The following is a 23,684-nucleotide window of genomic DNA, read 5'->3' on the forward strand; positions in this document are numbered from 1 at the left end:
ATGAACCTCCCGCTTATTCCCGACCCGGCACTCGACGGTTTTCATCCGGCGGTCAGTGCCTGGTTCCGCAATACCTTCCCCGCGGTGACGCCCGCGCAGGCGCAGGCGTGGCCGTTGATCAAGGCCCGGCGCTCGACGCTGATTGCCGCGCCCACCGGCTCCGGGAAAACCCTGACGGCGTTTCTGGCTGTGCTTGATGATCTTGTGCATCGAGGCCTTGAGCACGGCGGCGAGTTACCCGAGCAGACCTTCGTGGTTTACGTCTCGCCGCTCAAGGCCTTGTCGAACGACATTCAGATCAATCTGCAAAACCCGCTGGCAGGCATCACGGAACAACTGCAGCGCATGAATCTGCCGCCGCTGCGTATCAGCACTGCCGTGCGAACCGGGGATACGCCGCAGAAAGATCGCGCCGCCATGCGCAAGACCGCGCCGCACATTCTGGTGACTACGCCAGAATCGCTTTACGTATTGCTCGGCTCCGACTCTGGCAGACGCATGCTGGCCAGCACGCGCACGGTAATTGTCGACGAGATCCACGCCATCGCGGCCAGCAAGCGCGGCAGCCACCTGGCGCTGACACTGGAGCGGCTGCAAGCCCTGTGCAGTGAACCGTTGCTGCGCATCGGATTATCGGCGACGCAAAAACCCATCGAGCAGGTGTCGCGCTTTCTGGTGGGCGCGGACCCGATAGAGCGTCCGTGCACCATCGTCGATATCGGCCATGCACGGCCGCGGGACCTGGGGATCGAAGTACCGCCCGTGCCCTTGGGGCCGGTCATGTCCAATGATGTCTGGGAGCTGGTGTACGACCGCCTTGCCGAATTGGCACGTGAGCACCGGACCACGCTGATTTTCGTCAACACCCGGCGCATGGCTGAACGCATGGCGCGACACTTGAGTGATCGCCTGAGCCGAGAAGCAGTGGCTGCGCATCATGGCAGCCTTGCCAAGGAGCAACGGCTCGATGCCGAGCAACGCCTCAAGCGCGGCGATTTGCAGGTGCTGATCGCAACGGCATCCCTTGAGCTGGGCATCGATATCGGCGATGTGGATCTGGTGTGTCAGATCGCTTCGCCGCGCTCCATCTCTGCCTTTCTGCAACGGGTCGGACGCTCCGGGCACCACGTTGGTGGCACGCCCAAAGGTCGGCTGTTTGCGACCTCCCGCGACGACCTGATCGAATGCGCCGCGCTTCTCGATTGCGTGCGGCGTGGCGAGCTGGATATTTTGCAGATCCCCAAAGCGCCGCTGGACGTGCTCGCCCAACAGATCGTCGCTGAAGTCAGCTTGCAGGAATGGCACGAAGACGCGCTGCTGGAAATGTTTCGTCGAGCGTCGCCCTACGCCGGGCTGGACGCTGATCACTATCAGGCATTGTTGAGTATGTTGGCCGAAGGCTATAGCGGAAGTCAGGGCGTGCGCGGCGCTTACCTGCATCGCGATGCCATGACCCGCACCTTACGGGGTCGACGCGGCAGCAAGCTGACCGCCGTCACAAGCGGCGGTACGATCCCGGACAACGCCGACTACAGCGTGATTCTTGAGCCGCAGGCGTTGAACATCGGCACCGTCAACGAAGACTTCGCGGTCGAAAGCATCGCCGGGGACATCTTCCAGCTGGGTAACACTTCGTACCGCATCCTGCGCATCGAGAGCGGCCGCGTAAGGGTTGAAGACGCCCAAGGCCAGCCGCCCAACATTCCATTCTGGATGGGCGAAGCACCGGGCAGAAGCGATGAGTTGTCGTTTGCTGTGGCACGCCTGCAAGGTCAGATTGACGAACTGCTAGGCGCCCACCCCGGCGATCTACAGCCGTCCACTGACTGGTTGATCGACACACTCGGGTTGAATCTGGCGAGTGCCGAGCAACTGGTGGATTACCTGGCGCGAACTCGCTCGGTGCTGACTGCGCTGCCGTCGCAAGACACGTTGATCATGGAGCGTTTTTTCGACGAGTCCGGCGGTACTCAACTGATCATCCATACGCCGTTCGGCAGCCGAGTCAATCGTGCCTGGGGCCTGGCGTTACGCAAACGCTTCTGCCGCACGTTCAATTTCGAGCTTCAAGCAGCCGCCAGCGAAGACGCGATTGTGCTGTCGCTGTCCACCAGCCATAGCTTTGAGCTGGATGAAGTCTGGCGTTATCTGAGCGCCAACACAGCGGAACATCTGCTGATTCAGGCCGTACTCGATGCGCCGCTGTTCGGCGTGCGCTGGCGCTGGAATGCCGGAACTGCGTTGGCGCTGCCCCGCTACACCGGCGGACGTAAAGTCGCGCCACAATTGCAGCGTATGAAAAGCGAAGACCTGATCGCAACGGTTTTCCCCGATCAGATTGCCTGCCTGGAAAACATCGTCGGCGAGCGTGAAGTGCCGAACCATCCACTGGTGGAGCAAACCCTCGACGATTGCCTGCACGAGGCGATGGACGCTGAAGGATGGCTGACGCTGCTGCAGCGCATGGAAAAAGGCGAAGTCCGGCTGATTGCGCGCGACTTGCCCGCACCGTCACCGCTGGCTGCCGAAATTCTCAACGCGCGGCCCTACGCCTTTCTCGACGACGCCCCCTTGGAGGAGCGTCGCACTCAAGCCGTGCTCAATCGGCGCTGGAGTGATCCGCAATCTTCGGACGATCTCGGCGCGCTGGATGCCGACGCTATTGCAGCAGTCAACGAAGAGGCCTGGCCTCAACCACAGAACATCGACGAGATGCATGAAGCGTTGATGAGCCTGAGTTGTGTCAGCAACACGGAAGCCAGCGCGAATGGGAGTTGGCTGAAATGGCTTGAATCCTTGGCCCGCTCCGGCCGTGCCACGCGTTTCGAGGTCGGTGCCGATGAAGGGTTGTGGGTGCCCTTGGAACGCCTCACATGCCTGCGGGCCATTTATCCACAGTCGAACATGCACCCACCGCTAAGTGCCCTGCCCGGCTTTGATGATGCGTGGGACGCCGATGAGGCGATCGTTGAAGTGGTGCGCGCCCGCCTGAGCGGCTTTGGCCCGATGCCAACGCGGGACATCGCCGAGCCGTTGGCGTTGAGCGCCAGCAGCGTGGCTCAGGCGCTGGCTCGGCTGGAGAGCGAAGGCTACGTGCTGCGCGGACGCTTCAGCCCCGGAGCCACTGAGGACCAGTGGTGCGAACGGCATTTGCTGGCGAGGATTCATCGCTATACCGTCAAGCGACTGCGCGGGGAAATCGAGCCGGTCTCGTTACAAGACTTCATGCGCTTTCTATTCGACTGGCAGCATTTGTCCACAGCCACGCGCAGCCAGGGCCGAGCAGCGCTGCCGGAAATCATCAGTCAACTTGAGGGCTTCAGCGCTGCCGCAGGGGCCTGGGACAGCGACTTGCTGTCAGCCCGGATCAAGGATTACTCGTCACTCTGGCTCGATGAAATCTGCCGCTCGGGCAAGGTGGTCTGGACGCGACTGGCCGCCCACACTAAAACCGGCGCGGTGGCGTTGCGCAGCACTCCGATTGTTTTGCTGCCCCGCAGCCAGGTCAGCGTATGGAGCGGCTTGACCGAGCAGCCTGAGCCCGACGATTTGTCGCCCAAGGCGCAGAAAGTACATGCGGCACTGACCCAGCACGGCGCGATGTTTTTTGATGAACTGGTAAGCGAAGCGCATCTATTGCGCGCGGAACTTGAAATCGCGCTGCAAGAGTTGGTGGCTGCCGGGTTGGTGAATGCCGACAGCTTTGCCGGGCTCCGCGCCTTGATCACTCCGGCCAGCAAGCGCTCGGCGCACACCAGCCGACGTAATCGCGGAGCGTTTATTGGCGGCATGGACGATGCCGGGCGTTGGGCGTTACTGAAGCGTTCGACGCGTCCGCCTACTGTCGCCAGCAAGCGTCCGCAACCTGTAGACCCGCAAGTGCTGGAGCATGTCGCGATGACTCTGTTGCGCCGGTATGGCGTAGTGTTCTGGCGTCTGCTGGAGCGCGAAGCCGACTGGCTGCCGAGTTGGCGAGAATTGCTGCGCACCTTTCATCGGCTTGAAGCACGGGGTGAAATTCGCGGCGGGCGCTTCGTCAGTGGTCTGGCGGGCGAGCAATTCGCACTGCCTGAAGCCATCCCGGTGCTGCGCGAGATTCGCAAACGGCCACTGGATGGCAGCCTGATCAGCCTGAGCGCCGTTGATCCGCTGAATCTGCAAGGCACGCTGCTGCCAGGCAGTAAAGTGCCCGCGCTGGTGGGGAATCGGCTGGTGTATCGCGATGGTATTCCGGCTGCGGCAGTTATTGCAGGTAAACCACAGTATTGGCTGGCGCTGGAACCGGAAGCGATGGCGCAGGTGCGGGACAGGTTGTTGCGCTGACTTTGAAAAGCACCGATTGCCGTGGGAGCCAGGCTTGCCCGCGATGAAGTATGCCTCGTCAGGCAGCTACACCGCGGAGCCCTAATCGCGAGCAAGCTCTGCTCTCATCAAACATCACGTCAATAATGGATTTGAAACGCAGACATGGTAGGAGCCAACTTGTTGGCGAAGCGGAATTTCTGACGATGCAGGTCCGACGTATCGCCAACAAGTTGGCTCCTACAGGGTTATCCGTTTGTAGGAGCTCACGAGCACCGCGAGGCAGCGATGGCGGTGTATCAGGCAAACCGCCATCGCGACCTCGCGGTGCTCGTGCGCTCCTACAGGTCCACTGTTTGGCGCGAGACAGCGCGGTGTGATGAACACCTGGGCTGCTCACACAAGTCAGGGGTCAGCCGGGTTTCACCGGCGGGCTCTCCGAGCCATCAACGTTCACCACATTGCCTTTACCTGACGCCGGCTGCGCATCTCTGTCGACAGAAAGCTGCTGCACATGCCCCGCATTCGGGCTGATCACCGTCTGTGGATACGTTTGCGCGAAGCGAACGTCATCGGATTTATCCACAAGCTTTTTCAAACGCTCGTTGAACGCACGGCCCACGCTGTACTGCCCGCCTGAAGAGGTCCGGAACTGCGCCGTGAGCACCACGCCGTTGAGGTCCATGCGATCCACACCGAAAACTTCCAGCGGCCCTTGCAGATTGCTCTTGAGCAGTATGTCTTCGCTAATCGACTGGCCGGCTTCACGAATCAGGGACAGCGCGCTGTCGATGTCGGAATCGTAGGTGAACTGCACCGAGAAGAACGCGTATGCAAATTGCCGGGACTGGTTAGTCACTGCCTTGATCTGGCCGAACGGCACCGAGTGTACAAAGCCTTTGCCGTCACGCAGACGCACGGTGCGAATAGTCAGGCTTTCAACCGTTCCCGAATGGCCGGTGCTGAGTACCACCCAGTCGCCAATGGAGAAGGTGTCTTCAATGATGATGAACAGACCGGTGATGACATCCTGCACCAATTGCTGAGAGCCAAAACCAATCGCCAGGCCGACCACCCCCGCACCCGCCAGCAGTGGCGCGACGTTGATGCCAAGGTTGGCCATGGTGGTGATGGCGCAGATCACCACCAGAATGATTTTTATCGCATTACGCAGCAACGGCAGAATTGTCTTGATTCGCGTACTCGGCTGACGAGACGAGCGATGATTGAGCGGCGCTTTCAGTGCTTCCTGAATCGCGGTGTCGAGCACCACCCATAGCATCCAGGTGACCATGAAGATCAGGCCAATGCTGCTCAGCGATTCACCGATGGCTCGGCCCAGGCTGTTGCTCTGGGCAAACTCGAACAGCGAAAAACCCCAGATCTGACCGAGGATCTCGATAAACGCGACCGCCAGAACAATCCGCGTCAGCCCGTGAGCCAGATTCAGCAACCGCGCCTTGTAGATATGCCCACCACGCCCTTCAACCGTCGTGGGTTTGAACAGGTGCTGGAAAACCGTACTCAAAAACACCGTAGCAATCAGCAATACCGTTGTGAACAACGCGCAACGCAAAGCCTTCTGACTGTCTTCCCCCGCACCGATCAGATTCACTGCGGAAACCAGAATCATCAGCAGAATCGGCAGATACCAAAGGTTTGAGAACACCTTCAGGGACTCTTGCAGCGCGGGTCGTGCCAGGCGACTGCTTAGCGAGCGATTGCGTATGAGATGCGCGATCGGACGACGCACTTTGATTACCAACATGCAGAACACGACTGACGCAAAGAGACCGGTAAACACCGCAACGCTGGTAGTGACGTTGTTGCCTATCTGGCGAGCGATCTGCGGGCTGGTCAAGGCGTCGCTAAGGGCCGCCATGAAACCGATGACAAACAGCGGCTTGGGGCTGAAGCGACGAATCATTCGCACTGCGGCACGCTTGTGCCCGTAGTTGAACATGACGATCACGCACAACAACACTGACGTGGAGACAATGCCGCTACTGGTGGAGTAAGCCAGACACAGCGCCAAGGCGCGCCCTACCGAAGCCGTCAGGAAGTGACTGGCATATAGCGTGAGCGGCAAGCTGATCAACGCGGGCAAGGTGTAGGGCAATACATAGCCAAGCAACGCCTGACTGCGTTCACGTACCTGGAAGAACGGGCGGCGGCTGAGACGCATGGCGACCAAACTGCCGAGCGTGGTCAATGCTGCGAAAGCGCCGATCCATACCACCGAGAGCATCAGGAAGTCGCCGACAACGCCCCACTTGGAACGCGAGGTCGGCTTGTTGACCAGCTTGTCGAGCTCATCGGCCGCCCGGTCTGCGCGCAGGCGCCAGCTGTCGAGCAGTCGGCCATCCAGCGACAGGGTTTCCTGCACATCATCAATGCTGGAGCTGATCACGCCAAGCAGACCGCCCTGCACAAGAATTTCCGGTGCAGCAGGCGTTTCGGGAGTATCAGGTGCGGCATCTGCAGACGCAGCAGGAGCGGCAGCCGCTTGCTCGGCAGCCTGCACGTTGAAGCTGCCAGCAACGAGCAGCATGCAAAGCAGGACGATGGACTTGAAGTTCAACAAAACGCGGGGCACTCCTCGATGGTCAGGGCTCTGCCTGTCAGGCAATAGGAACTGATTCATATACGGCGGACAAGTTCGGTTTTCGCCTGTCAATCCCATGACAACCACTGGAGAAAGCACAGCGAACCTTCCATAGGCCCCCACGTCAGAGTTGCATAAGACGTTCAGCGCGGCTGTTCGGCAAGAGGAAACCCTGATGCTCATTCATCCCCGGACACGCTATAAACCTTACAAAATGGCAGCAGGCGGTTGGGGCTCCGCCATGTCGGTCATGCGTATTCTCTGGCGTGAACAGACACTGCTCAAAGCGACGGGGGCACTGACCCGGCAAAACAAGTCAGGTGGCTTCGCCTGTGTCAGCTGTGCGTGGGCCAAACCCGGCAAACCTCACGCGCTGGAGTTCTGCGAAAACGGAGCGAAAGCCACAGCCTGGGAATTGACCTCGCTGAAAACCGGCCCTGAGTTCTTTGCCCACCACTCAGTCACAGAGCTGCTGCAATTGCCCGATTACGACCTCGAGCAGAATGGCCGCCTGACCCACCCGATGCGCTACGACCCCAAAACTGACCATTACCGCGAAACCACTTGGGAGCAGGCTTATCTCGAGATAGGCGCGCAGCTGAAAAACCTGGATCCGGACAGCGTCGCGTTTTATGCCTCAGGACGCGCCTCCCTTGAGACCTCCTTCATGTACCAGCTCTTCGCCAGAGCTTACGGGACAAATAACCTGCCAGACAGCTCCAACATGTGCCACGAAAGCACCTCGGTGGGATTGCAGGAAAGCATTGGCGTCCCCGTAGGCACTGTGACGCTTGAGGACTTCAAGCAGACCGATTGCATCTTTTTCTTTGGGCAGAATGTAGGTAGCAACAGCCCGCGCATGCTTCATGATCTGCAAGAGGCACGCAGTCGAAATGTGCCGATCATCACGTTCAACCCCATCCGGGAACGAGGACTGGAACGCTTCGTCAATCCACAATCACCTGTCCAGATGCTCGGTCCGGACTCGACAGTGATCAGCACCCAATACCATCAGGTAGCGATAGGCGGTGACATTGCAGCCGTCATGGGCATAGCCAAGGCATTGCTGGAAATCGATAAGACCGCACTGATCAAGGGCGAGCCTCCAGTGATTGATCAAACGTTCATCGGCCAACATACCGAAGGCTTCGCCGACTTTATCAATGCGGTACGTAACTGCGGATGGGACACCCTGAAGGAGCGCTCAGGGCTCACTCGTGAGGCCATGGAGGCGGCGGCGACAGTCTATGCCGCCAGCGAGCGGACCATCGTTGTTTACGGCATGGGCATCACTCAACACCGTAAAGGGGTTGAAGCCGTACAGATGTTGGTCAACCTGCTGATGCTGCGCGGTAACATCGGCAAGCCCGGTGCTGGTATCTGCCCGGTGCGCGGTCATTCCAACGTGCAAGGTCAGCGGACCGTCGGCATCACTGAGGACCCAGGCAAGGTGCCTGTGGATAACATTGAGACGTTGTTCGGGTTTCAGGTCCCGAAAAACAAAGGGCGTGCGACCGTGGAAACCTGCGAAGGCATCGTTGACGGCAGCGTGCGCGGCTTCATCGGTCTGGGCGGTAATTTTCTCCGGGCGATTCCCGATACCTCACGCATGGAACCTGCCTGGAAAAATCTGCAACTGAGCGTACAAATTGCCACCAAGCTCAACCGCACCCATCTGGTTACGGCGAAAAACACTTGGCTGCTACCGTGCCTCGGCAAGATTGAAATCGACCGCCAGAACGGTCACGCACAAAGCTACAGCACCGAAGACAGCACTGGCTGCATTCATGGCTGGAAAGGCACCAGCGAACCGGCGAGCGAACAATTGCGCGCCGAGACCGCGATCATTGCGGGCCTGGCCGAGGCGACACTGACGGGAACCGAGCACATAGACTGGGATGCCTGGCGCAGTGACTACAGCAAGATTCGCCAGGCCATCGCGACCGTATACCCGGAAATTTTTCATGATATGGAAACCCGGATGTGGCAAACCGGTGGTTTTCACAAACCCATCCCGGCCATTCAGCGTGAATGGAAAACCGAGAGCGGGCGTGCCCATTTCATCACTCCACAATCCCTTGATGAAGACAGTGACGTCAGCCCGGGATCTGATTGCCATGATGTTCTGCAACTGATGACGCTACGCAGCAATGATCAATTCAACACCACGATCTATGGGTATGAAGATCGCTTTCGGGGCGTCAGCGGTACACGTTCGGTGATTTTCATGAATCGTAACGACATCGTACGGCTCGGCTTTACCGCCGGTGACTGGGTTTTGCTAAAGACAGCGGTGGAACCGGAAACACCGCGAGAAGCCGGGCCAATGCAAATCATTGCCTATGACATTCCCGAAGGCTGCAGCGCGGCGTATTACCCGGAATGTAATCCGTTAGTGCCGCTTTGGCACTACGCGGAACGTAGCAAGGTCCCCGCCGCCAAATCCATCCCAATCACCCTTATCCGTGCAGAGCCAGACTCTGTACAACGCAAACGGGCGATCCCGAAAACGGATCAGGTGGTTTAAGCGATACGTTTGACAGGGTAGAACGATCGTTCTACCCTTCGGCCATGAACAAGACATCGACCACCGCTGTGCAGGACAAAATCCTGCAAACCGCCGAGCAACTGATCTACACCAACGGGATTCATGCCATGGGCATGGACTTGCTGGTACGTACTTCCGGCGTGGCACGCAAAAGCATCTACCGATATTACGCGACCAAGGAAGACGTGGCCGTGAACGCGCTTAGCGCGCGCGATGTTCGCTGGATGCATTGGTTTCGTACTGAGACCGACAAGGCTACGAGCCCTGAAGCGCGCATTCTCGAAATGTTCACCGTGCTCAAAGGCTGGTTTGAATCAGAAGGCTTTCGTGGCTGCGCATTTATCAATACGGCAGGTGAGATCGGGGACGCGGAAGATCCAATCCGTCAGTTGGCAAAAGCCCACAAACAGAAGCTTTTTGATTACGCACTGGAGCTCTGCCAGCAATTGAACATCGAACAGCCCGATGTGCTGGCCAAACAACTGCTGATCCTGATCGACGGCGCCATCACCCTTGCCTTGGTCATGGGTGACCACAATGCCGCCGACAGCGCCCGCGACATGGCGCAATTGCTCTTGAATGCCTTAACGAAAAAGCCTGCGCCCACTGCAAGCTGATCCCCCACTATCCGTCCAGAGGTTTTGCCATGTCACCCAGCACTGAAACCCGCCCGCCTTTGCCGCCCTTCACCCGGGAGTCTGCAACCCAGAAAGTCCGCCTGGCCGAAGATGGCTGGAATGGTCGCGATCCCGAAAAAGTCGCATTGGCCTACACACTGGATACTAAATGGCGCAACCGCACAGAGTTCGCGACTAACCGGGACGAAGCCAAAGCCTTCCTGACTCGCAAATGGGCGAAGGAGCTGGACTACCGGCTGATCAAAGAATTATGGGCCTTCACCGATAACCGTATCGCCGTGCGCTACGCCTACGAATGGCACGATGACTCGGGCAACTGGTTCCGCTCATACGGCAACGAAAACTGGGAGTTCGACGCGAATGGCTTGATGGCCAACCGCTTCGCCTGCATCAACGACATGCCGATCAAAGAGTCGGAGCGCAAGTTCCACTGGCCGCTGGGTCGGCGTCCGGATGATCATCCGGGGTTGTCTGAGTTGGGGTTGTAACAGAAAGCTCCGTTGCCCATGGCACCGCGCTGACTCTACGCAAACATTGGACCTGTGGAGCTGCCGAAGGCTGCGAAGCCGTTATCCTGAGACACCGCAATCGCAGCCTTCGGCAGCTCCTACAAGGTCGAATCTGTCATACGCACGCCCAACAAAAAGCCCGCAGCGAATGAACGCTGCGGGCTTTTTCGTTTAGCCGGATGAAGCGAATTGGTTAGAACGGAATATCGTCATCAAAGCTGTCGAAATCGGCGGCCGGCTGTGGCGCTTGTTGCTGAGGAGCCGGACGGGATTCGCGCTGTGGCTGTTGCTGCGGCGCGGACTGCTGTGGACGCGACTGCTGAGGACGTGGAGCGGAATTCTGATAATTGCCGCCACCTTGCCCTTGAGGAGCGCCGTCGTTTTGTGGACGGCCGCCCAGCAGCTGCATGGTGCCTTGCATGTCGACGACGATTTCAGTCGTATAACGCTTGATACCGTCTTTTTCCCACTCGCGGGTCTGCAGCTTGCCTTCGATGTAGACCTGGGAACCCTTGCGCAGGTATTCGCCAGCGATTTCGGCGACTTTGCCGAACATCGACACACGGTGCCATTCAGTCTTTTCGACTTTCTGACCGGTCTGTTTGTCAGTCCACTGTTCGCTGGTCGCCAGACTCAGGTTGGTCACGGCATTACCGTTAGGCAGGTAGCGAACTTCGGGATCCTGGCCGCATGTGCCGACCAATATAACTTTGTTAACCCCACGGGCCATAACGTTCTCCTAGGCTTCGCACGCTTGGGTCGCTGGGTTGACCATCCGTTCCAGAGACGCGCGATCCAATAGTTTTGTATCCAATTTGATATAGATGGCAGCCTCTTCGGCAACCACCACTGCATCCGTTACGCCTTCCACGGCCTTGAGTCTGTCCGCCAGGCCCGCATCACGCAGGGCTTCAGGCGACAAGGGCAGACGCAGGCTCGTCACGTAAGGCGGTTCACGCATGGTTACTGCAACCGCTAGCCAGATGGCGGCCATCGCAGCCCCGCCAAGGAACACCACGTCGAGCCCGCCATGCTGGAACAACCAGCCGCCGAGTATCCCACCTGCGGCCGAACCAAGGAACTGGCTGGTGGAATAAACCCCCATCGCCGTACCTTTTCCGCCAGCCGGTGAGACTTTGCTGATCAATGACGGCAAAGACGCTTCCAGCAGGTTGAACGCGACGAAGAATACCACTGTCCCGATGACCAGTGCTCGTAACGTGTTCCCAAACTCCCAGAAGAATAGTTCAGTGAGCATCAATACGGTGACTGCACCGATGAGCACACGCTTCATCTGACGCTTTTTCTCACCATAAATAATGAATGGGATCATTGCGAAAAATGAAATCAACAGTGCCGTGAGATAGACCCACCAGTGCTCTTCTTTGGGCAAACCGGCTTTTGTCACCAGTGCCAGCGGCAAGGCCACAAAGCTTGACATGAGCATCGCGTGCAACACGAAGATACCCAAATCCAGTCGAAGAAGATCAGGATGACGCAAGGTCGGCCCTAAAGCCTGGCGTGCTACTCCCGATTCGCGGTGCTGCAAGGTGACGGTATTTTTCGGCACCACGAACGCGACAATGAAAATCCCCACCAAGGCCATCGCACCGGTTGCGAGAAACAGACCGGACAAGCCAAAGGCGCTGGTCAGGATCGGGCCGACCACCATGGCGATCGCAAACGAAAGACCAATAGTCATGCCGATCATGGCCATTGCCTTGGTGCGATGCTGCTCCCGGGTCAGATCCGAGAGCAAGGCCATGACCGCTGCGGAGATGGCACCGGCACCCTGCAGAATACGTCCGGCAATGATGCCCCAGATCGAATCTGCACTCGCTGCCAGGACGCTGCCCAAGGCGAAAATGATCAAGCCGAAATAGATAACCGGACGCCGTCCGATACGGTCGGAAATAATCCCGAAGGGAATCTGCAGGAACGCCTGGGTCAGGCCATAAGCGCCGATTGCGAGACCGATCAACGCCGGGCTGGCTCCCGCCAGGTCCATGCCATAGGTCGCAAGCACAGGCAGGACCATGAACATGCCAAGCATGCGAAACGCAAATACCAGCGCAAGACCGCCTGCTGCGCGGGTCTCGCCGCCGCTCATTCTCTCGCTGTGGGGATCGTGCATGGAAAAACCTCGTGTGAACCGGCGGCGATTCTACCAGTCCCATCGATTGACGGGGTATATCGCGACGCTATGACACGCCTAGATGACACAGTCTTCATTTACGGCTAAGACAGCTATTCATATAGTGTGCATCCATCCAGTGTTTTTTCCGTATACTCCTACGTTTTCGACGCCCGCCGTGCGAGGCCATTTTGGACAAGATCCTGATTCGTGGGGCTCGAACCCACAACCTGAAGAACATTGACCTGACCCTGCCACGCGACAAGCTGATCGTCATTACCGGGCTTTCCGGTTCTGGCAAGTCATCGCTGGCATTCGACACCCTGTACGCCGAAGGGCAACGGCGCTATGTCGAATCGCTTTCCGCGTATGCCCGGCAATTCCTTTCCATGATGGAAAAGCCGGACGTCGATACCATCGAAGGCCTGTCGCCGGCCATTTCCATCGAGCAGAAATCGACTTCACACAACCCGCGTTCGACCGTGGGCACGATCACCGAGATCTACGACTACCTGCGCCTGCTTTATGCTCGCGTTGGTCAGCCTCGCTGCCCGGATCACGACATTCCGCTGGAAGCGCAAACCGTCAGCCAGATGGTTGACCTGGTAATGGCGCAACCTGAGGGCAGCAAATTGATGCTGCTGGCCCCGGTGATCCGTGAGCGCAAGGGCGAGCACTTGTCAGTGTTCGAAGAGCTGCGCGCACAAGGCTTCGTCCGCGCCCGGGTAGATGGCCGTCTGTGCGAACTCGATGAGCTGCCAAAGCTTGATAAGCAGAAGAAGCATTCCATCGATGTGGTTGTCGACCGTTTCAAGGTGCGTGCCGACCTGCAACAGCGTTTGGCGGAGTCTTTTGAGACAGCGCTGAAATTGGCTGACGGTATCGCCTGGGTTGCGCCAATGGATGACGAGCCCGGGGAAGAGATGATTTTCTCTGCCCGCTTCGCCTGTCCCATCTGCGGCCACGCGATCAGCGAGCTGGAACCCAAACTGTTTTCCTTCAACAACCCGGCCGGCGCATGTCCAACGTGCGATGGCTTGGGCGTTAAGCAGTTTTTCGACATCAAGCGTCTGGTAAACGCAGAGCTAACGCTGGCTGAAGGCGCTATACGCGGCTGGGACAGGCGCAACGTGTATTACTTCCAGATGCTCGGTTCGCTGGCCAAGCACTACGATTTCAGCCTGGAAGTACCGTTCAAGGAACTGCCAGGTGATATTCAGAAAACCTTGCTCAATGGCAGCGGCTCGCAGAATGTCGACTTCCGCTATTTGAACGATCGCGGTGACATCGTCAAACGCGCCCACCCGTTCGAAGGCATCGTGCCCAACCTGGAGCGTCGCTACCGGGAGACCGAATCGGCGACTGTGCGCGAAGAGCTGGCCAAGTTTCTCGGCACGCAGCCCTGCCCGGATTGCCGCGGTACACGCCTGCGTCGCGAGGCTCGTCACGTTTGGGTTGGCGAGAAGACACTGCCTGCCGTTACGAACATGCCAATCGGTGATGCGACCGACTATTTCGGTGAGCTGAAGCTGACAGGACGTCGTGGTGAAATCGCTGACAAGATTCTTAAGGAGATTCGCGAGCGTCTCGAGTTCCTCGTCAACGTCGGTCTTGATTACCTGACGCTGGATCGCAGCGCTGACACGCTCTCGGGCGGTGAAGCGCAGCGTATCCGGCTCGCCAGCCAGATTGGTGCGGGTCTCGTCGGTGTCATGTACATCCTCGACGAACCCTCGATTGGCCTGCACCAGCGGGACAATGACCGGTTGCTGGGCACCCTCAAGCACCTGCGTGACATCGGCAACACGGTGATCGTGGTCGAGCACGATGAAGATGCGATTCGCCTTGCAGACTATGTGGTCGACATCGGCCCGGGCGCTGGCGTGCATGGCGGGCACATTGTCGCCGAGGGAACGCCGGACGAGGTCATGGCGCACCCTGACTCGCTCACGGGCAAGTACCTGTCAGGTCGGGTGAAGATCGCCGTCCCGGCCAAACGCACACCCCGCAATAAGAAGCTGTCACTGACCCTCAAGGGTGCTCGCGGCAACAACTTGCGCAACGTTGATCTGGAAATCCCCATTGGCTTGCTGACCTGCGTGACCGGTGTTTCAGGTTCGGGCAAATCGACGCTGATCAACAACACGCTGTTCCCGCTCAGTGCAACCGCACTGAACGGCGCCACGACGCTGGAAGCTGCGACCCACGACAGCATCAAAGGCCTGGAACATCTGGACAAGGTCGTGGACATCGATCAAAGCCCGATTGGTCGTACCCCTCGCTCCAACCCGGCAACTTACACTGGTCTGTTCACGCCGATTCGCGAGCTGTTCTCCGGGGTGCCTGAGTCGCGCTCCCGCGGATACGGACCAGGGCGTTTCTCTTTCAACGTCAAGGGCGGCCGCTGCGAGGCGTGTCAGGGTGATGGCCTGATCAAGGTCGAGATGCACTTCCTGCCGGATATCTACGTACCGTGCGATGTGTGCAAGAGCAAGCGCTACAACCGCGAAACCCTTGAGATCAAATACAAGGGCAAGAGCATTCACGAAGTGCTTGAAATGACCATCGAAGAAGCACGCGAGTTCTTCGATGCGGTTCCAGCGCTGGCGCGCAAGCTACAGACCCTGATGGATGTGGGCCTGTCTTACATCAAGCTGGGTCAATCTGCGACTACGTTGTCTGGCGGCGAAGCTCAACGGGTGAAGCTGTCTCGCGAGCTGTCCAAGCGCGATACCGGCAAAACGCTGTATATCCTTGATGAGCCGACCACAGGCCTGCACTTCGCAGATATCCAACAACTGCTGGACGTTCTGCATCGTTTACGCGACCACGGTAATACCGTGGTGGTCATCGAGCACAACCTTGATGTGATCAAGACTGCCGACTGGCTTGTGGACCTTGGTCCGGAAGGCGGCTCCAAAGGCGGACAGATCATTGCCGTAGGTACGCCGGAGCAGGTGTCTGAAATGGAGCAATCCTACACAGGTCACTATCTCAAGCCTCTGCTGCTCAGGGACAAAGCCTGACATTGTCAGGCCGCTAGAATCAAAAAGCCCCTGTCACGTAAAAGTGCAGGGGCTTTTTTATGCGGCTTGTCTGGCTACGAAATCAGAATTGCGACTGCAGGTAGTTTTCCAGACCGATGGTCTTGATCAGACCCAACTGCTTTTCGAGCCAGTAGGTGTGATCTTCTTCGGTATCGTTCAACTGAACACGGAGGATTTCACGCGTTACGTAATCCTTGTGCAGCTCGCAGAGCTCAATGCCCTTGCACAGCGCAGCACGGACCTTGTACTCAAGACGCAGATCAGCAGCGAACATCTCTGGGACCGTAGTACCGACATCCAGATCATCCGGACGCATGCGCGGAGTGCCTTCGAGCATCAATATACGACGCATCAGAGCATCGGCGTGCTGTGCCTCTTCTTCCATCTCGTGATTGATACGCTCGTAGAGCTTGGTGAAGCCCCAGTCTTCGTACATACGCGAATGAACGAAATATTGGTCACGCGCTGCCAATTCGCCCACCAGCAGCGTATTGAGATAATCGATTACTTCCGGGTGGCCTAGCATCGCCCACGTCTCCTGCCTGAAAGTGCATAGTCTGAACCAACCGCTTGCGAAGGTCACTGTCCAAAGTGATAAAAATCGACAAAAAGCAGCGAAAAATCGGTGATCAGATACGAAAAACCGCCCAAATGAGGGCGGTTCCGTTTATCACTTAGACTTACATCAGCGATACGCCCAACGCTTTCGCAATACCCTCGCCGTAAGCAGCATCGGCTTTGCAGAAATGCTGCAACTGACGCTGCACCACATCGCTGGAAACATCGGCCATCGTGCCCGCAATATTGTTGATCAGCAGTGCTTTCTGGTCGGCACTCATCAGGTTGAACAACTTACCCGCCTGGCTGTAGTAATCGCCATCTTCACGATGATCATAACGATCAGCTGCGCCGCTAAGGGCCAGCGATGGCTCAGCATAATGCGGGGCCTGCTTCGGTGCATCTGAGTAGCTGTTAGGCTCGTAGTTAGGCCCTGAACCACCGTTAGTACCGAAAGCCATCGCACCATCACGCTGGTAGCTATGAACCGGATTCCGGGGTGCGTTGATTGGCAAGTGCTGGTGATTGGTGCCCACCCGGTAGCGGTGCGCATCGGCGTATGCGAAAACGCGCCCTTGCAGCATGCGATCCGGAGACAGTCCTACACCCGGAACCATGTTGCTTGGACCAAATGCCGCTTGCTCAACTTCAGCAAAATAGTTAAGCGGATTGCGATTGAGCTCAATCTCACCGACTTCAATCAGGGGGTACTCTTTCTGCGACCAGGTTTTGGTCACGTCGAAAGGATTCTCGTGATGGGCTGCCGCTTGAGCTTCGGTCATCAATTGAATGCAGACGGTCCACTTCGGGAAGTCGCCTTTTTCAATGGCGGTGAACAAGTCACGTTGAGCGTAATCAGGATCCGTTCCCGCAATGCGCGCAGCATCGGCAGGCGTAAGGTTCTTGATGCCTTGCTGGGTCTTGTAGTGCCATTTAACCCAGTGACGCTCACCAGCAGCGCTGATCAGGCTGTAAGTGTGGCTACCGAAGCCGTGCATGTGGCGATAACCATCCGGGATACCGCGATCCGAAAACAGGATGGTGACCTGGTGCAGCGCCTCAGGGGAATGAGACCAGAAGTCCCACATCATTTGCGCATTCTTCAGGTTGGTCTGCGGCTGGCGTTTTTGCGTGTGGATAAAGTCCGGGAATTTCAGCGGGTCACGGATAAAGAAAACCGGTGTGTTGTTGCCAACGATGTCCCAGTTACCTTCTTCTGTGTAGAACTTCAGTGCGAAGCCGCGAGGATCGCGCTCAGTGTCAGCAGAACCACGTTCACCACCGACAGTAGAGAAGCGCAGAAAAATCGGGGTCTGTTTACCCACGGTATTGAACAGATTAGCACTGGTGTATTGGGTGATATCGCGGGTGAGAGTAAAGGTGCCGTGAGCGCCAGAACCTTTCGCGTGCACACGACGCTCAGGGATGTTTTCACGATTGAAGTGGGCAAGCTTCTCAATCAGATGAAAATCATCAAGCAGTAACGGGCCACGAGGACCAGCGGAACGGGAATTCTGGTTATCAGCTACAGGTGCGCCGCTGGCGGTGGTGAGAGTCTTGGGTTGGCTCATTAATAATTCCTCTGGCATAAACGACCGGCTAATCGGCATGGCAGGGATTATTGTCCACTTCTGTTACACAGCGAAATTTATTAAATCTTAGTCTTCGATAGCCATAGACAATACGAAACCACCGAATCCTGAAAACAAAAAACCGGGCACTAGGCCCGGTTCTTCGTTTCAGACTGACGTCTTACTCAGCGGATACAGCTTCGCCGCCAGCAGGACGATCAACCAGCTCGACATACGCCATTGGCGCGTTGTCGCCAGTGCGGAAACCGCACTTCAGGATGCGCAGATAGCCACCCTCGCGGGTTGCATAACGCTTGCCCAGATCGTTGAACAGCTTACCAACGATTGCTTTCGAACGAGTACGGTCGAAAGCCAGACGGCGGTTAGCCAGACTGTCTGTTTTAGCCAAAGTGATCAGCGGCTCAGCAACGCGACGCAGTTCTTTAGCTTTCGGCAATGTAGTTTTGATCAGCTCGTGCTCGAACAGCGACACCGCCATGTTTTGAAACATGGCCTTACGGTGGGAGCTAGTCCGGCTCAGGTGACGACCACTTTTACGATGACGCATGGTTCATTCCTTACCAAACACAACGTTCGGTGATTACGACGATCAGGCAGTCGCCTTGTCGTCCTTCTTAAGACTTGCCGGCGGCCAGTTGTCGAGGCGCATGCCGAGGGACAGACCACGGGAGGCCAGGACGTCCTTGATCTCAGTCAAGGATTTCTTGCCAAGGTTTGGAGTCTTCAACAGTTCTACTTCGGTGCGCTGAATCAGGTCGCCGATGTAGTAAATGTTCTCCGCCTTGAGGCAGTTGGCCGAACGTACAGTCAATTCCAAATCGTCAACCGGACGGAGCAGGATCGGATCGATCTCGTCTTCCTGTTCGATTACCACTGGCTCACTGTCACCTTTGAGGTCGACGAACGCAGCCAACTGCTGTTGCAGAATGGTTGCAGCGCGGCGGATAGCCTCTTCAGGATCCAGAGTACCGTTGGTTTCCAGATCAATAACCAGCTTGTCCAGGTTAGTACGCTGCTCGACACGGGCGTTTTCCACCACGTATGCGATACGGCGAACCGGGCTGAACGAAGAGTCAAGCTGCAAGCGACCAATGCTGCGGCTTTCATCTTCATCGCTCTGACGCGAGTCTGCCGGTTCATAACCACGACCACGAGCTACGGTGAGCTTCATGTTCAGGGCGCCGTTAGACGCCAGGTTAGCGATTACGTGATCGGGGTTAACGATCTCGACATCATGATCCAGCTGAATATCGGCAGCGGTAACCACCCCCGAACCCTTCTTCGACAAGGTCAGCGTAACTTCGTCTCGACCGTGCAGCTTGATAGCCAGACCTTTAAGGTTCAACAGGATTTCAATTACATCTTCCTGTACACCTTCGATGGCGCTGTACTCATGAAGTACACCGTCAATCTCGGCCTCGACTACTGCACAGCCGGGCATGGAGGACAACAGGATGCGGCGCAGCGCGTTGCCCAGGGTATGGCCAAAACCACGCTCGAGAGGCTCGAGAGTAATCTTGGCGCGGGTTGGACTGACAACCTGCACATCAATGTGGCGGGGTGTCAGGAACTCATTTACCGAAATCTGCATGGATGCACCTATTTTCTAGCCCTTACTTGGAGTAGAGCTCGACAATCAGGCTTTCGTTGATGTCGGCGGACAGATCACTGCGAGCTGGAACGTTCTTGAAAACGCCCGATTTCTTCTCAGTGTCTACTTCTACCCATTCTACGCGGCCACGTTGGGCACACAGATCGAGAGCCTGGACGATGCGCAGTTGGTTCTTGGCTTTCTCGCGGATAGCAACCACGTCACCGGCACGAACCTGATACGACGGAACGTTTACGGTTTTGCCGTTCACGCTGATCGACTTGTGCGAAACCAATTGACGGGATTCAGCACGAGTCGAGCCGAAGCCCATACGGTATACAACGTTATCCAGACGGCATTCGAGCAGTTGCAGCAGGTTCTCACCAGTAGCGCCTTTCTTGCCGGCAGCTTCTTTGTAGTAACCGCTGAATTGACGCTCGAGTACGCCATAGATACGACGAACTTTTTGTTTCTCACGCAGCTGGGTGCCGTAGTCGGACTGACGGCCACGGCGCTGGCCGTGGATACCTGGAGCTGCTTCGATGTTGCACTTGGATTCGATCGCGCGAACGCCGCTCTTCAGAAAGAGATCGGTGCCTTCACGACGAGCAAGTTTGCATTTTGGACCAATGTAACGAGCCATTTTCTACAGTCTCCTGGATTACACGCGGCGCTTCTTCGGCGGACGGCACCCGTTGTGCGGGATTGGCGTCACGTCGGTGATGCTGGCGATCTTATAGCCACAGCCGTTCAATGCACGGACAGCAGACTCACGACCTGGACCTGGACCTTTGACGTTAACGTCGAGGTTCTTCAGACCATATTCCAGCGCAGCTTGACCAGCACGTTCAGCAGCTACTTGAGCAGCGAACGGCGTGGACTTGCGAGAACCGCGGAAACCCGAACCGCCGGAGGTAGCCCAGGACAGCGCGTTACCTTGACGATCGGTGATGGTGACGATTGTGTTGTTAAAAGAAGCGTGGATGTGGGCGATGCCATCAACCACCGTCTTTTTAACTTTTTTACGAGGACGAGCAGCAGGTTTTGCCATGACTAAATTCCTGTCGTTGCGCTAATGCGATTACTTGCGGATCGGCTTACGCGGACCTTTGCGAGTACGCGCGTTAGTCTTGGTACGCTGACCGCGTACTGGAAGACCACGACGATGGCGCAGACCGCGGTAGCAGCCCAAGTCCATCAAGCGCTTGATTTTCATGTTGATTTCGCGACGCAGGTCACCTTCAGTGGTGAACTTCGCCACTTCGCCACGCAGTAGTTCAATCTGCTCGTCGCTCAGATCTTTGATCTTTGCCGCTGGGTTAACCCCAGTGGTTGCACAGATCTTGTGTGCAGTGGTGCGACCAACACCATAGATGTAGGTCAGCGAGATAACAGTATGCTTGTTATCTGGAATGTTAACGCCTGCAATACGGGCCATTCAGTGGGACTCCAATTGACAGCTACCTACGCCCCGGAAGCCAAGAAATAGGGCGCGAGATAATATCGCTGTAATAACAAATAATCAACCCAGCAGCGCACTAGCTGCTGGGCTTAAGCACAGATCACACTCAGCCTTGGCGCTGTTTGTGACGTGGTTCCGCGCTGCAAATTACTCGAACAACACCTTCGCGGCGAATAATCTTGCAGTTGCGGCACAGCTTTTTCACCGATGCACGAACTTTCATTACCAGCTCCTCGAACCTTATGGGTACATCAGCGCAACATGCCGCTGCCGTAGCCCTTCAGGTTGGCTTTCTTCATCAGGGATTCGTACTGGTGCGAAACGAGGTGCGATTGTACTTGGGACATGAAGTCCATCACAACCACTACCACGATCAGCAACGAGGTCCCGCCAAGGTAGAACGGTACGTTTGCTGCAACCACCAGGAACTGGGGCAACAAGCAGACGGCCGTCATATATAGAGCACCGAACATGGTCAAGCGGGTCAGAACGCCATCAATATAGCGCGCAGACTGCTCACCTGGACGGATACCCGGAATAAAGGCACCGGACTTCTTCAGGTTTTCCGCTACGTCTTTCGGATTGAACATCAACGCCGTATAGAAGAAGCAGAAGAAAATAATCCCTGCACTAAACAGCAGAATATTCAACGGCTGACCAGGAGCGATCGACTGCGAGATGTCCTGCAACCAGCCCATACCTTCAGACTGACCAAACCAGGCACCCAACGACGCCGGAAACAGCAAAATGCTGCTCGCGAAAATAGCCGGAATAACGCCAGCCATGTTCACTTTCAGCGGCAAGTGGCTAGTCTGCGCAGCAAAAACCTTACGGCCCTGCTGACGCTTGGCGTAGTGAACAGCAATACGACGCTGACCACGCTCAATGAACACCACGAAACCGATAATCGCTACTGCCAGCAAACCGATAGCAACCAGGGCGAAGATATTGATGTCACCCATGCGAGCAGACTCGAAAGACTGCCCGATTGCTCTCGGAAGACCGGCGACGATACCTGCGAAGATCAACATCGAGATACCGTTACCAACACCGCGCTCGGTAATCTGCTCGCCTAGCCACATCATGAACATCGCACCAGCCACAAAGGTGGTGACAGCAACGAAGTGGAAGCCTATGTCTGCAGAGAACGCGACGCCCTGACCGGCCAGACCAACGGACATGCCGATAGCTTGAACCAAGGCCAGGACAACGGTGCCGTAGCGGGTGTACTGGCTGATCTTGCGACGGCCAGCTTCCCCTTCCTTCTTCAACTGCTCCAGCTGTGGGCTGACGGCTGTCATCAATTGCATGATGATCGATGCCGAAATGTACGGCATGATCCCCAGTGCAAAAATACTCATCCGCTCCAGCGCACCGCCGGAAAACATGTTGAACAAGCTAAGAATGGTCCCCTCATTCTGTCGAAACAGGTCTGCGAGTCGCTCCGGGTTAATACCTGGAACCGGGATGTGTGCGCCTATTCGGTAGACGATAATCGCCAGGAACAGAAAACGCAGACGAGCCCAGAGTTCAGACATACCGCCTTTGCCGAGCGCAGAGAGAGCACCTTGCTTAGCCATTTATTCCTCGAACTTGCCGCCAGCTGCTTCGATAGCCGCACGCGCACCTTTGGTGGCTGCGATACCTTTGATGGTGACAGCGCGATTAACTTCGCCGGACAGCATGATTTTCACACGCTGTACGTTTTGGTTGATCACGTTGGCATCCTTCAGGGACTGCACAGTTACAACGTCGCCTTCCACTTTAGCCAGCTCGGACAAACGCACTTCTGCGCGATCCATGGCCTTCAGGGAAACGAAGCCGAATTTTGGCAGGCGACGATGCAGCGGCTGTTGGCCGCCTTCAAAGCCCGGAGCAATAGTGCCACCGGAGCGGGAGGTTTGACCTTTGTGGCCACGGCCACCAGTCTTACCCAAACCACTACCGATACCACGGCCCGGACGATGCTTTTCGCGACGGGAACCCGGCGCTGGACTCAGATCATTGAGTTTCATCGATTAACCCTCGACTCGCAGCATGTAGTAAGCCTTGTTGATCATCCCGCGATTCTCAGGAGTATCCAGCACTTCTACAGTGTGACCGATGCGACGCAGACCCAGACCTTTAACACACAGTTTGTGGTTAGGAATGCGACCGGTCATGCTTTTGATCAGCGTTACTTTAACGGTAGCCATGATCAGAAGATCTCCTTGACACTTTTGCCGCGCTTGGCAGCAATAGACTCAGGAGATTGCATAGCTTTCAAACCCTTGAAAGTGGCGTGAACCACGTTTACAGGGTTAGTCGAGCCGTAGCACTTGGCCAATACGTTCTGAACACCAGCAACTTCCAACACTGCGCGCATAGCGCCGCCAGCGATGATACCGGTACCTTCAGAGGCAGGCTGCATGTACACCTTCGAAGCGCCATGGGCAGACTTCATTGCGTACTGCAGAGTAGTGCCATTCAGATCAACCTGGATCATGTTGCGGCGAGCAGCTTCCATCGCCTTCTGGATCGCAGCAGGCACTTCACGTGACTTGCCACGGCCAAAACCAACACGCCCTTTACCATCACCAACCACGGTCAACGCGGTGAAAGTGAAGATACGGCCGCCTTTTACAGTCTTTGCAACGCGGTTAACTTGAACCAGCTTCTCAATGTAGCCTTCGTCGCGTTTTTGGTCGTTATTTGACAT

20 protein-coding genes are annotated in these 23,684 nt (G+C 56.8%); 5 read left to right on the forward strand and 15 right to left on the reverse strand.

The annotated features are described in order from the left end of the window. Entirely contained in the window at window positions 1-4,323 is a 4,323-nt protein-coding gene (locus tag K3169_RS27205) for a DEAD/DEAH box helicase (protein ID WP_263269019.1), read from the forward strand. A gap of 391 nt (window positions 4,324-4,714) precedes the next feature. Here the strand turns inward: K3169_RS27205 and K3169_RS27210 are convergent, their stop codons facing one another. Continuing rightward, entirely contained in the window at window positions 4,715-6,853 is a 2,139-nt protein-coding gene (locus K3169_RS27210) for a mechanosensitive ion channel family protein (RefSeq protein ID WP_317633769.1), read from the reverse strand. Window positions 6,854-7,082: 229 nt separating this feature from the next. Here K3169_RS27210 and K3169_RS27215 point away from each other — a divergent pair, with 229 nt between their 5' ends. Genes K3169_RS27215 through K3169_RS27225 form a run of 3 tightly spaced genes read left to right on the forward strand, consistent with a single transcriptional unit; the run spans window position 7,083 to window position 10,581 of the window. Continuing rightward, entirely contained in the window at window positions 7,083-9,434 is a 2,352-nt protein-coding gene (locus K3169_RS27215; RefSeq protein ID WP_263269020.1) for an FdhF/YdeP family oxidoreductase, read from the forward strand. Between the two features lie 44 nt (window positions 9,435-9,478). Continuing rightward, window positions 9,479-10,072 carry a TetR/AcrR family transcriptional regulator gene (locus K3169_RS27220; protein ID WP_099268180.1) on the forward strand — a complete coding sequence of 198 codons (594 nt, stop codon included), beginning with the start codon at window positions 9,479-9,481 and terminating at the stop codon, window positions 10,070-10,072. Window positions 10,073-10,101: 29 nt separating this feature from the next. Beyond that, complete coding sequence (locus K3169_RS27225; protein ID WP_263269021.1) at window positions 10,102-10,581, forward strand: nuclear transport factor 2 family protein; 480 nt, start codon at window positions 10,102-10,104, stop codon at window positions 10,579-10,581. 214 nt (window positions 10,582-10,795) lie between these two features. Here K3169_RS27225 and K3169_RS27230 read toward each other — a convergent pair whose 3' ends face one another. Both K3169_RS27230 and K3169_RS27235 read right to left on the reverse strand, forming a co-directional pair. Next, entirely contained in the window at window positions 10,796-11,332 is a 537-nt protein-coding gene (locus K3169_RS27230; protein WP_027898315.1) for a single-stranded DNA-binding protein, read from the reverse strand. A 9-nt stretch (window positions 11,333-11,341) separates the two neighbouring features. Beyond that, window positions 11,342-12,736, reverse strand: a complete 1,395-nt coding sequence (locus tag K3169_RS27235) for an MFS transporter (RefSeq protein WP_027898314.1) — start codon at window positions 12,734-12,736, stop codon at window positions 11,342-11,344. 191 nt (window positions 12,737-12,927) lie between these two features. Between K3169_RS27235 and uvrA the strand changes: the two genes are divergently transcribed. Beyond that, window positions 12,928-15,762, forward strand: a complete 2,835-nt coding sequence (uvrA, locus tag K3169_RS27240) for an excinuclease ABC subunit UvrA (protein ID WP_099268178.1) — start codon at window positions 12,928-12,930, stop codon at window positions 15,760-15,762. 82 nt (window positions 15,763-15,844) lie between these two features. Here uvrA and bfr read toward each other — a convergent pair whose 3' ends face one another. The 12 genes from bfr to rpsE form a co-directional block, all read right to left on the reverse strand. Beyond that, on the reverse strand, window positions 15,845-16,309 hold the full coding sequence (gene bfr, locus K3169_RS27245) for a bacterioferritin (protein ID WP_027898312.1): 465 nt from the start codon (window positions 16,307-16,309) through the stop codon (window positions 15,845-15,847). 154 nt (window positions 16,310-16,463) lie between these two features. Then, window positions 16,464-17,912, reverse strand: a complete 1,449-nt coding sequence (locus tag K3169_RS27250; protein ID WP_231666943.1) for a catalase — start codon at window positions 17,910-17,912, stop codon at window positions 16,464-16,466. Between the two features lie 181 nt (window positions 17,913-18,093). Beyond that, window positions 18,094-18,480, reverse strand: a complete 387-nt coding sequence (gene rplQ, locus K3169_RS27255; RefSeq protein WP_008145500.1) for a 50S ribosomal protein L17 — start codon at window positions 18,478-18,480, stop codon at window positions 18,094-18,096. 42 nt (window positions 18,481-18,522) lie between these two features. Continuing rightward, complete coding sequence (locus K3169_RS27260; protein ID WP_003176403.1) at window positions 18,523-19,524, reverse strand: DNA-directed RNA polymerase subunit alpha; 1,002 nt, start codon at window positions 19,522-19,524, stop codon at window positions 18,523-18,525. A gap of 22 nt (window positions 19,525-19,546) precedes the next feature. After that, window positions 19,547-20,167, reverse strand: a complete 621-nt coding sequence (gene rpsD / locus K3169_RS27265) for a 30S ribosomal protein S4 (protein ID WP_025262045.1) — start codon at window positions 20,165-20,167, stop codon at window positions 19,547-19,549. A gap of 18 nt (window positions 20,168-20,185) precedes the next feature. Continuing rightward, entirely contained in the window at window positions 20,186-20,575 is a 390-nt protein-coding gene (gene rpsK / locus K3169_RS27270; protein ID WP_002555466.1) for a 30S ribosomal protein S11, read from the reverse strand. Window positions 20,576-20,605: 30 nt separating this feature from the next. Continuing rightward, entirely contained in the window at window positions 20,606-20,962 is a 357-nt protein-coding gene (gene rpsM / locus K3169_RS27275) for a 30S ribosomal protein S13 (protein WP_027898310.1), read from the reverse strand. Window positions 20,963-21,092: 130 nt separating this feature from the next. Then, a complete protein-coding gene (rpmJ, locus tag K3169_RS27280; RefSeq protein WP_002555468.1) occupies window positions 21,093-21,209 on the reverse strand; it encodes a 50S ribosomal protein L36 in 117 nt (38 codons plus the stop codon). A gap of 28 nt (window positions 21,210-21,237) precedes the next feature. Further along, window positions 21,238-22,566, reverse strand: coding sequence for a preprotein translocase subunit SecY (secY, locus tag K3169_RS27285; protein ID WP_027898309.1), 1,329 nt, complete (start codon window positions 22,564-22,566; stop codon window positions 21,238-21,240). Continuing rightward, window positions 22,567-23,001, reverse strand: a complete 435-nt coding sequence (gene rplO / locus K3169_RS27290) for a 50S ribosomal protein L15 (protein ID WP_027898308.1) — start codon at window positions 22,999-23,001, stop codon at window positions 22,567-22,569. A 3-nt stretch (window positions 23,002-23,004) separates the two neighbouring features. Next, the gene (gene rpmD / locus K3169_RS27295; RefSeq protein WP_003186033.1) at window positions 23,005-23,181 is read right to left on the reverse strand and encodes a 50S ribosomal protein L30; all 177 of its coding nucleotides are present in this window, start codon (window positions 23,179-23,181) and stop codon (window positions 23,005-23,007) included. Between the two features lie 2 nt (window positions 23,182-23,183). Continuing rightward, a complete protein-coding gene (gene rpsE / locus K3169_RS27300) occupies window positions 23,184-23,684 on the reverse strand; it encodes a 30S ribosomal protein S5 (RefSeq protein WP_003186035.1) in 501 nt (166 codons plus the stop codon).

Origin of the sequence: Pseudomonas phytophila (genome assembly GCF_025643095.1) — a bacterium.
In the GTDB taxonomy this organism is placed as follows: domain Bacteria; phylum Pseudomonadota; class Gammaproteobacteria; order Pseudomonadales; family Pseudomonadaceae; genus Aquipseudomonas; species Aquipseudomonas quasicaspiana.

What these genes read in the sequence shown, in the direction of transcription:
- K3169_RS27205 (WP_263269019.1), top strand. Translation starts at nt 1, where the DNA reads ATGAACCTCCCGCTTATTCCCGACCCGGCACTCGACGGTTTTCATCCG.
- rplQ (WP_008145500.1), bottom strand. Translation starts at nt 18,480, where the DNA reads ATGCGTCATCGTAAAAGTGGTCGTCACCTGAGCCGGACTAGCTCCCAC.
- K3169_RS27215 (WP_263269020.1), top strand. Translation starts at nt 7,083, where the DNA reads ATGCTCATTCATCCCCGGACACGCTATAAACCTTACAAAATGGCAGCA.
- K3169_RS27235 (WP_027898314.1), bottom strand. Translation starts at nt 12,736, where the DNA reads ATGCACGATCCCCACAGCGAGAGAATGAGCGGCGGCGAGACCCGCGCA.
- K3169_RS27225 (WP_263269021.1), top strand. Translation starts at nt 10,102, where the DNA reads ATGTCACCCAGCACTGAAACCCGCCCGCCTTTGCCGCCCTTCACCCGG.
- rpmJ (WP_002555468.1), bottom strand. Translation starts at nt 21,209, where the DNA reads ATGAAAGTTCGTGCATCGGTGAAAAAGCTGTGCCGCAACTGCAAGATT.
- K3169_RS27220 (WP_099268180.1), top strand. Translation starts at nt 9,479, where the DNA reads ATGAACAAGACATCGACCACCGCTGTGCAGGACAAAATCCTGCAAACC.
- rpsK (WP_002555466.1), bottom strand. Translation starts at nt 20,575, where the DNA reads ATGGCAAAACCTGCTGCTCGTCCTCGTAAAAAAGTTAAAAAGACGGTG.
- bfr (WP_027898312.1), bottom strand. Translation starts at nt 16,309, where the DNA reads ATGCTAGGCCACCCGGAAGTAATCGATTATCTCAATACGCTGCTGGTG.
- K3169_RS27230 (WP_027898315.1), bottom strand. Translation starts at nt 11,332, where the DNA reads ATGGCCCGTGGGGTTAACAAAGTTATATTGGTCGGCACATGCGGCCAG.
- K3169_RS27260 (WP_003176403.1), bottom strand. Translation starts at nt 19,524, where the DNA reads ATGCAGATTTCGGTAAATGAGTTCCTGACACCCCGCCACATTGATGTG.
- rpsE (WP_003186035.1), bottom strand. Translation starts at nt 23,684, where the DNA reads ATGTCAAATAACGACCAAAAACGCGACGAAGGCTACATTGAGAAGCTG.
- rpsM (WP_027898310.1), bottom strand. Translation starts at nt 20,962, where the DNA reads ATGGCCCGTATTGCAGGCGTTAACATTCCAGATAACAAGCATACTGTT.
- K3169_RS27210 (WP_317633769.1), bottom strand. Translation starts at nt 6,853, where the DNA reads ATGCTGCTCGTTGCTGGCAGCTTCAACGTGCAGGCTGCCGAGCAAGCG.
- rpsD (WP_025262045.1), bottom strand. Translation starts at nt 20,167, where the DNA reads ATGGCTCGTTACATTGGTCCAAAATGCAAACTTGCTCGTCGTGAAGGC.
- K3169_RS27250 (WP_231666943.1), bottom strand. Translation starts at nt 17,912, where the DNA reads ATGAGCCAACCCAAGACTCTCACCACCGCCAGCGGCGCACCTGTAGCT.
- rplO (WP_027898308.1), bottom strand. Translation starts at nt 23,001, where the DNA reads ATGAAACTCAATGATCTGAGTCCAGCGCCGGGTTCCCGTCGCGAAAAG.
- rpmD (WP_003186033.1), bottom strand. Translation starts at nt 23,181, where the DNA reads ATGGCTACCGTTAAAGTAACGCTGATCAAAAGCATGACCGGTCGCATT.
- secY (WP_027898309.1), bottom strand. Translation starts at nt 22,566, where the DNA reads ATGGCTAAGCAAGGTGCTCTCTCTGCGCTCGGCAAAGGCGGTATGTCT.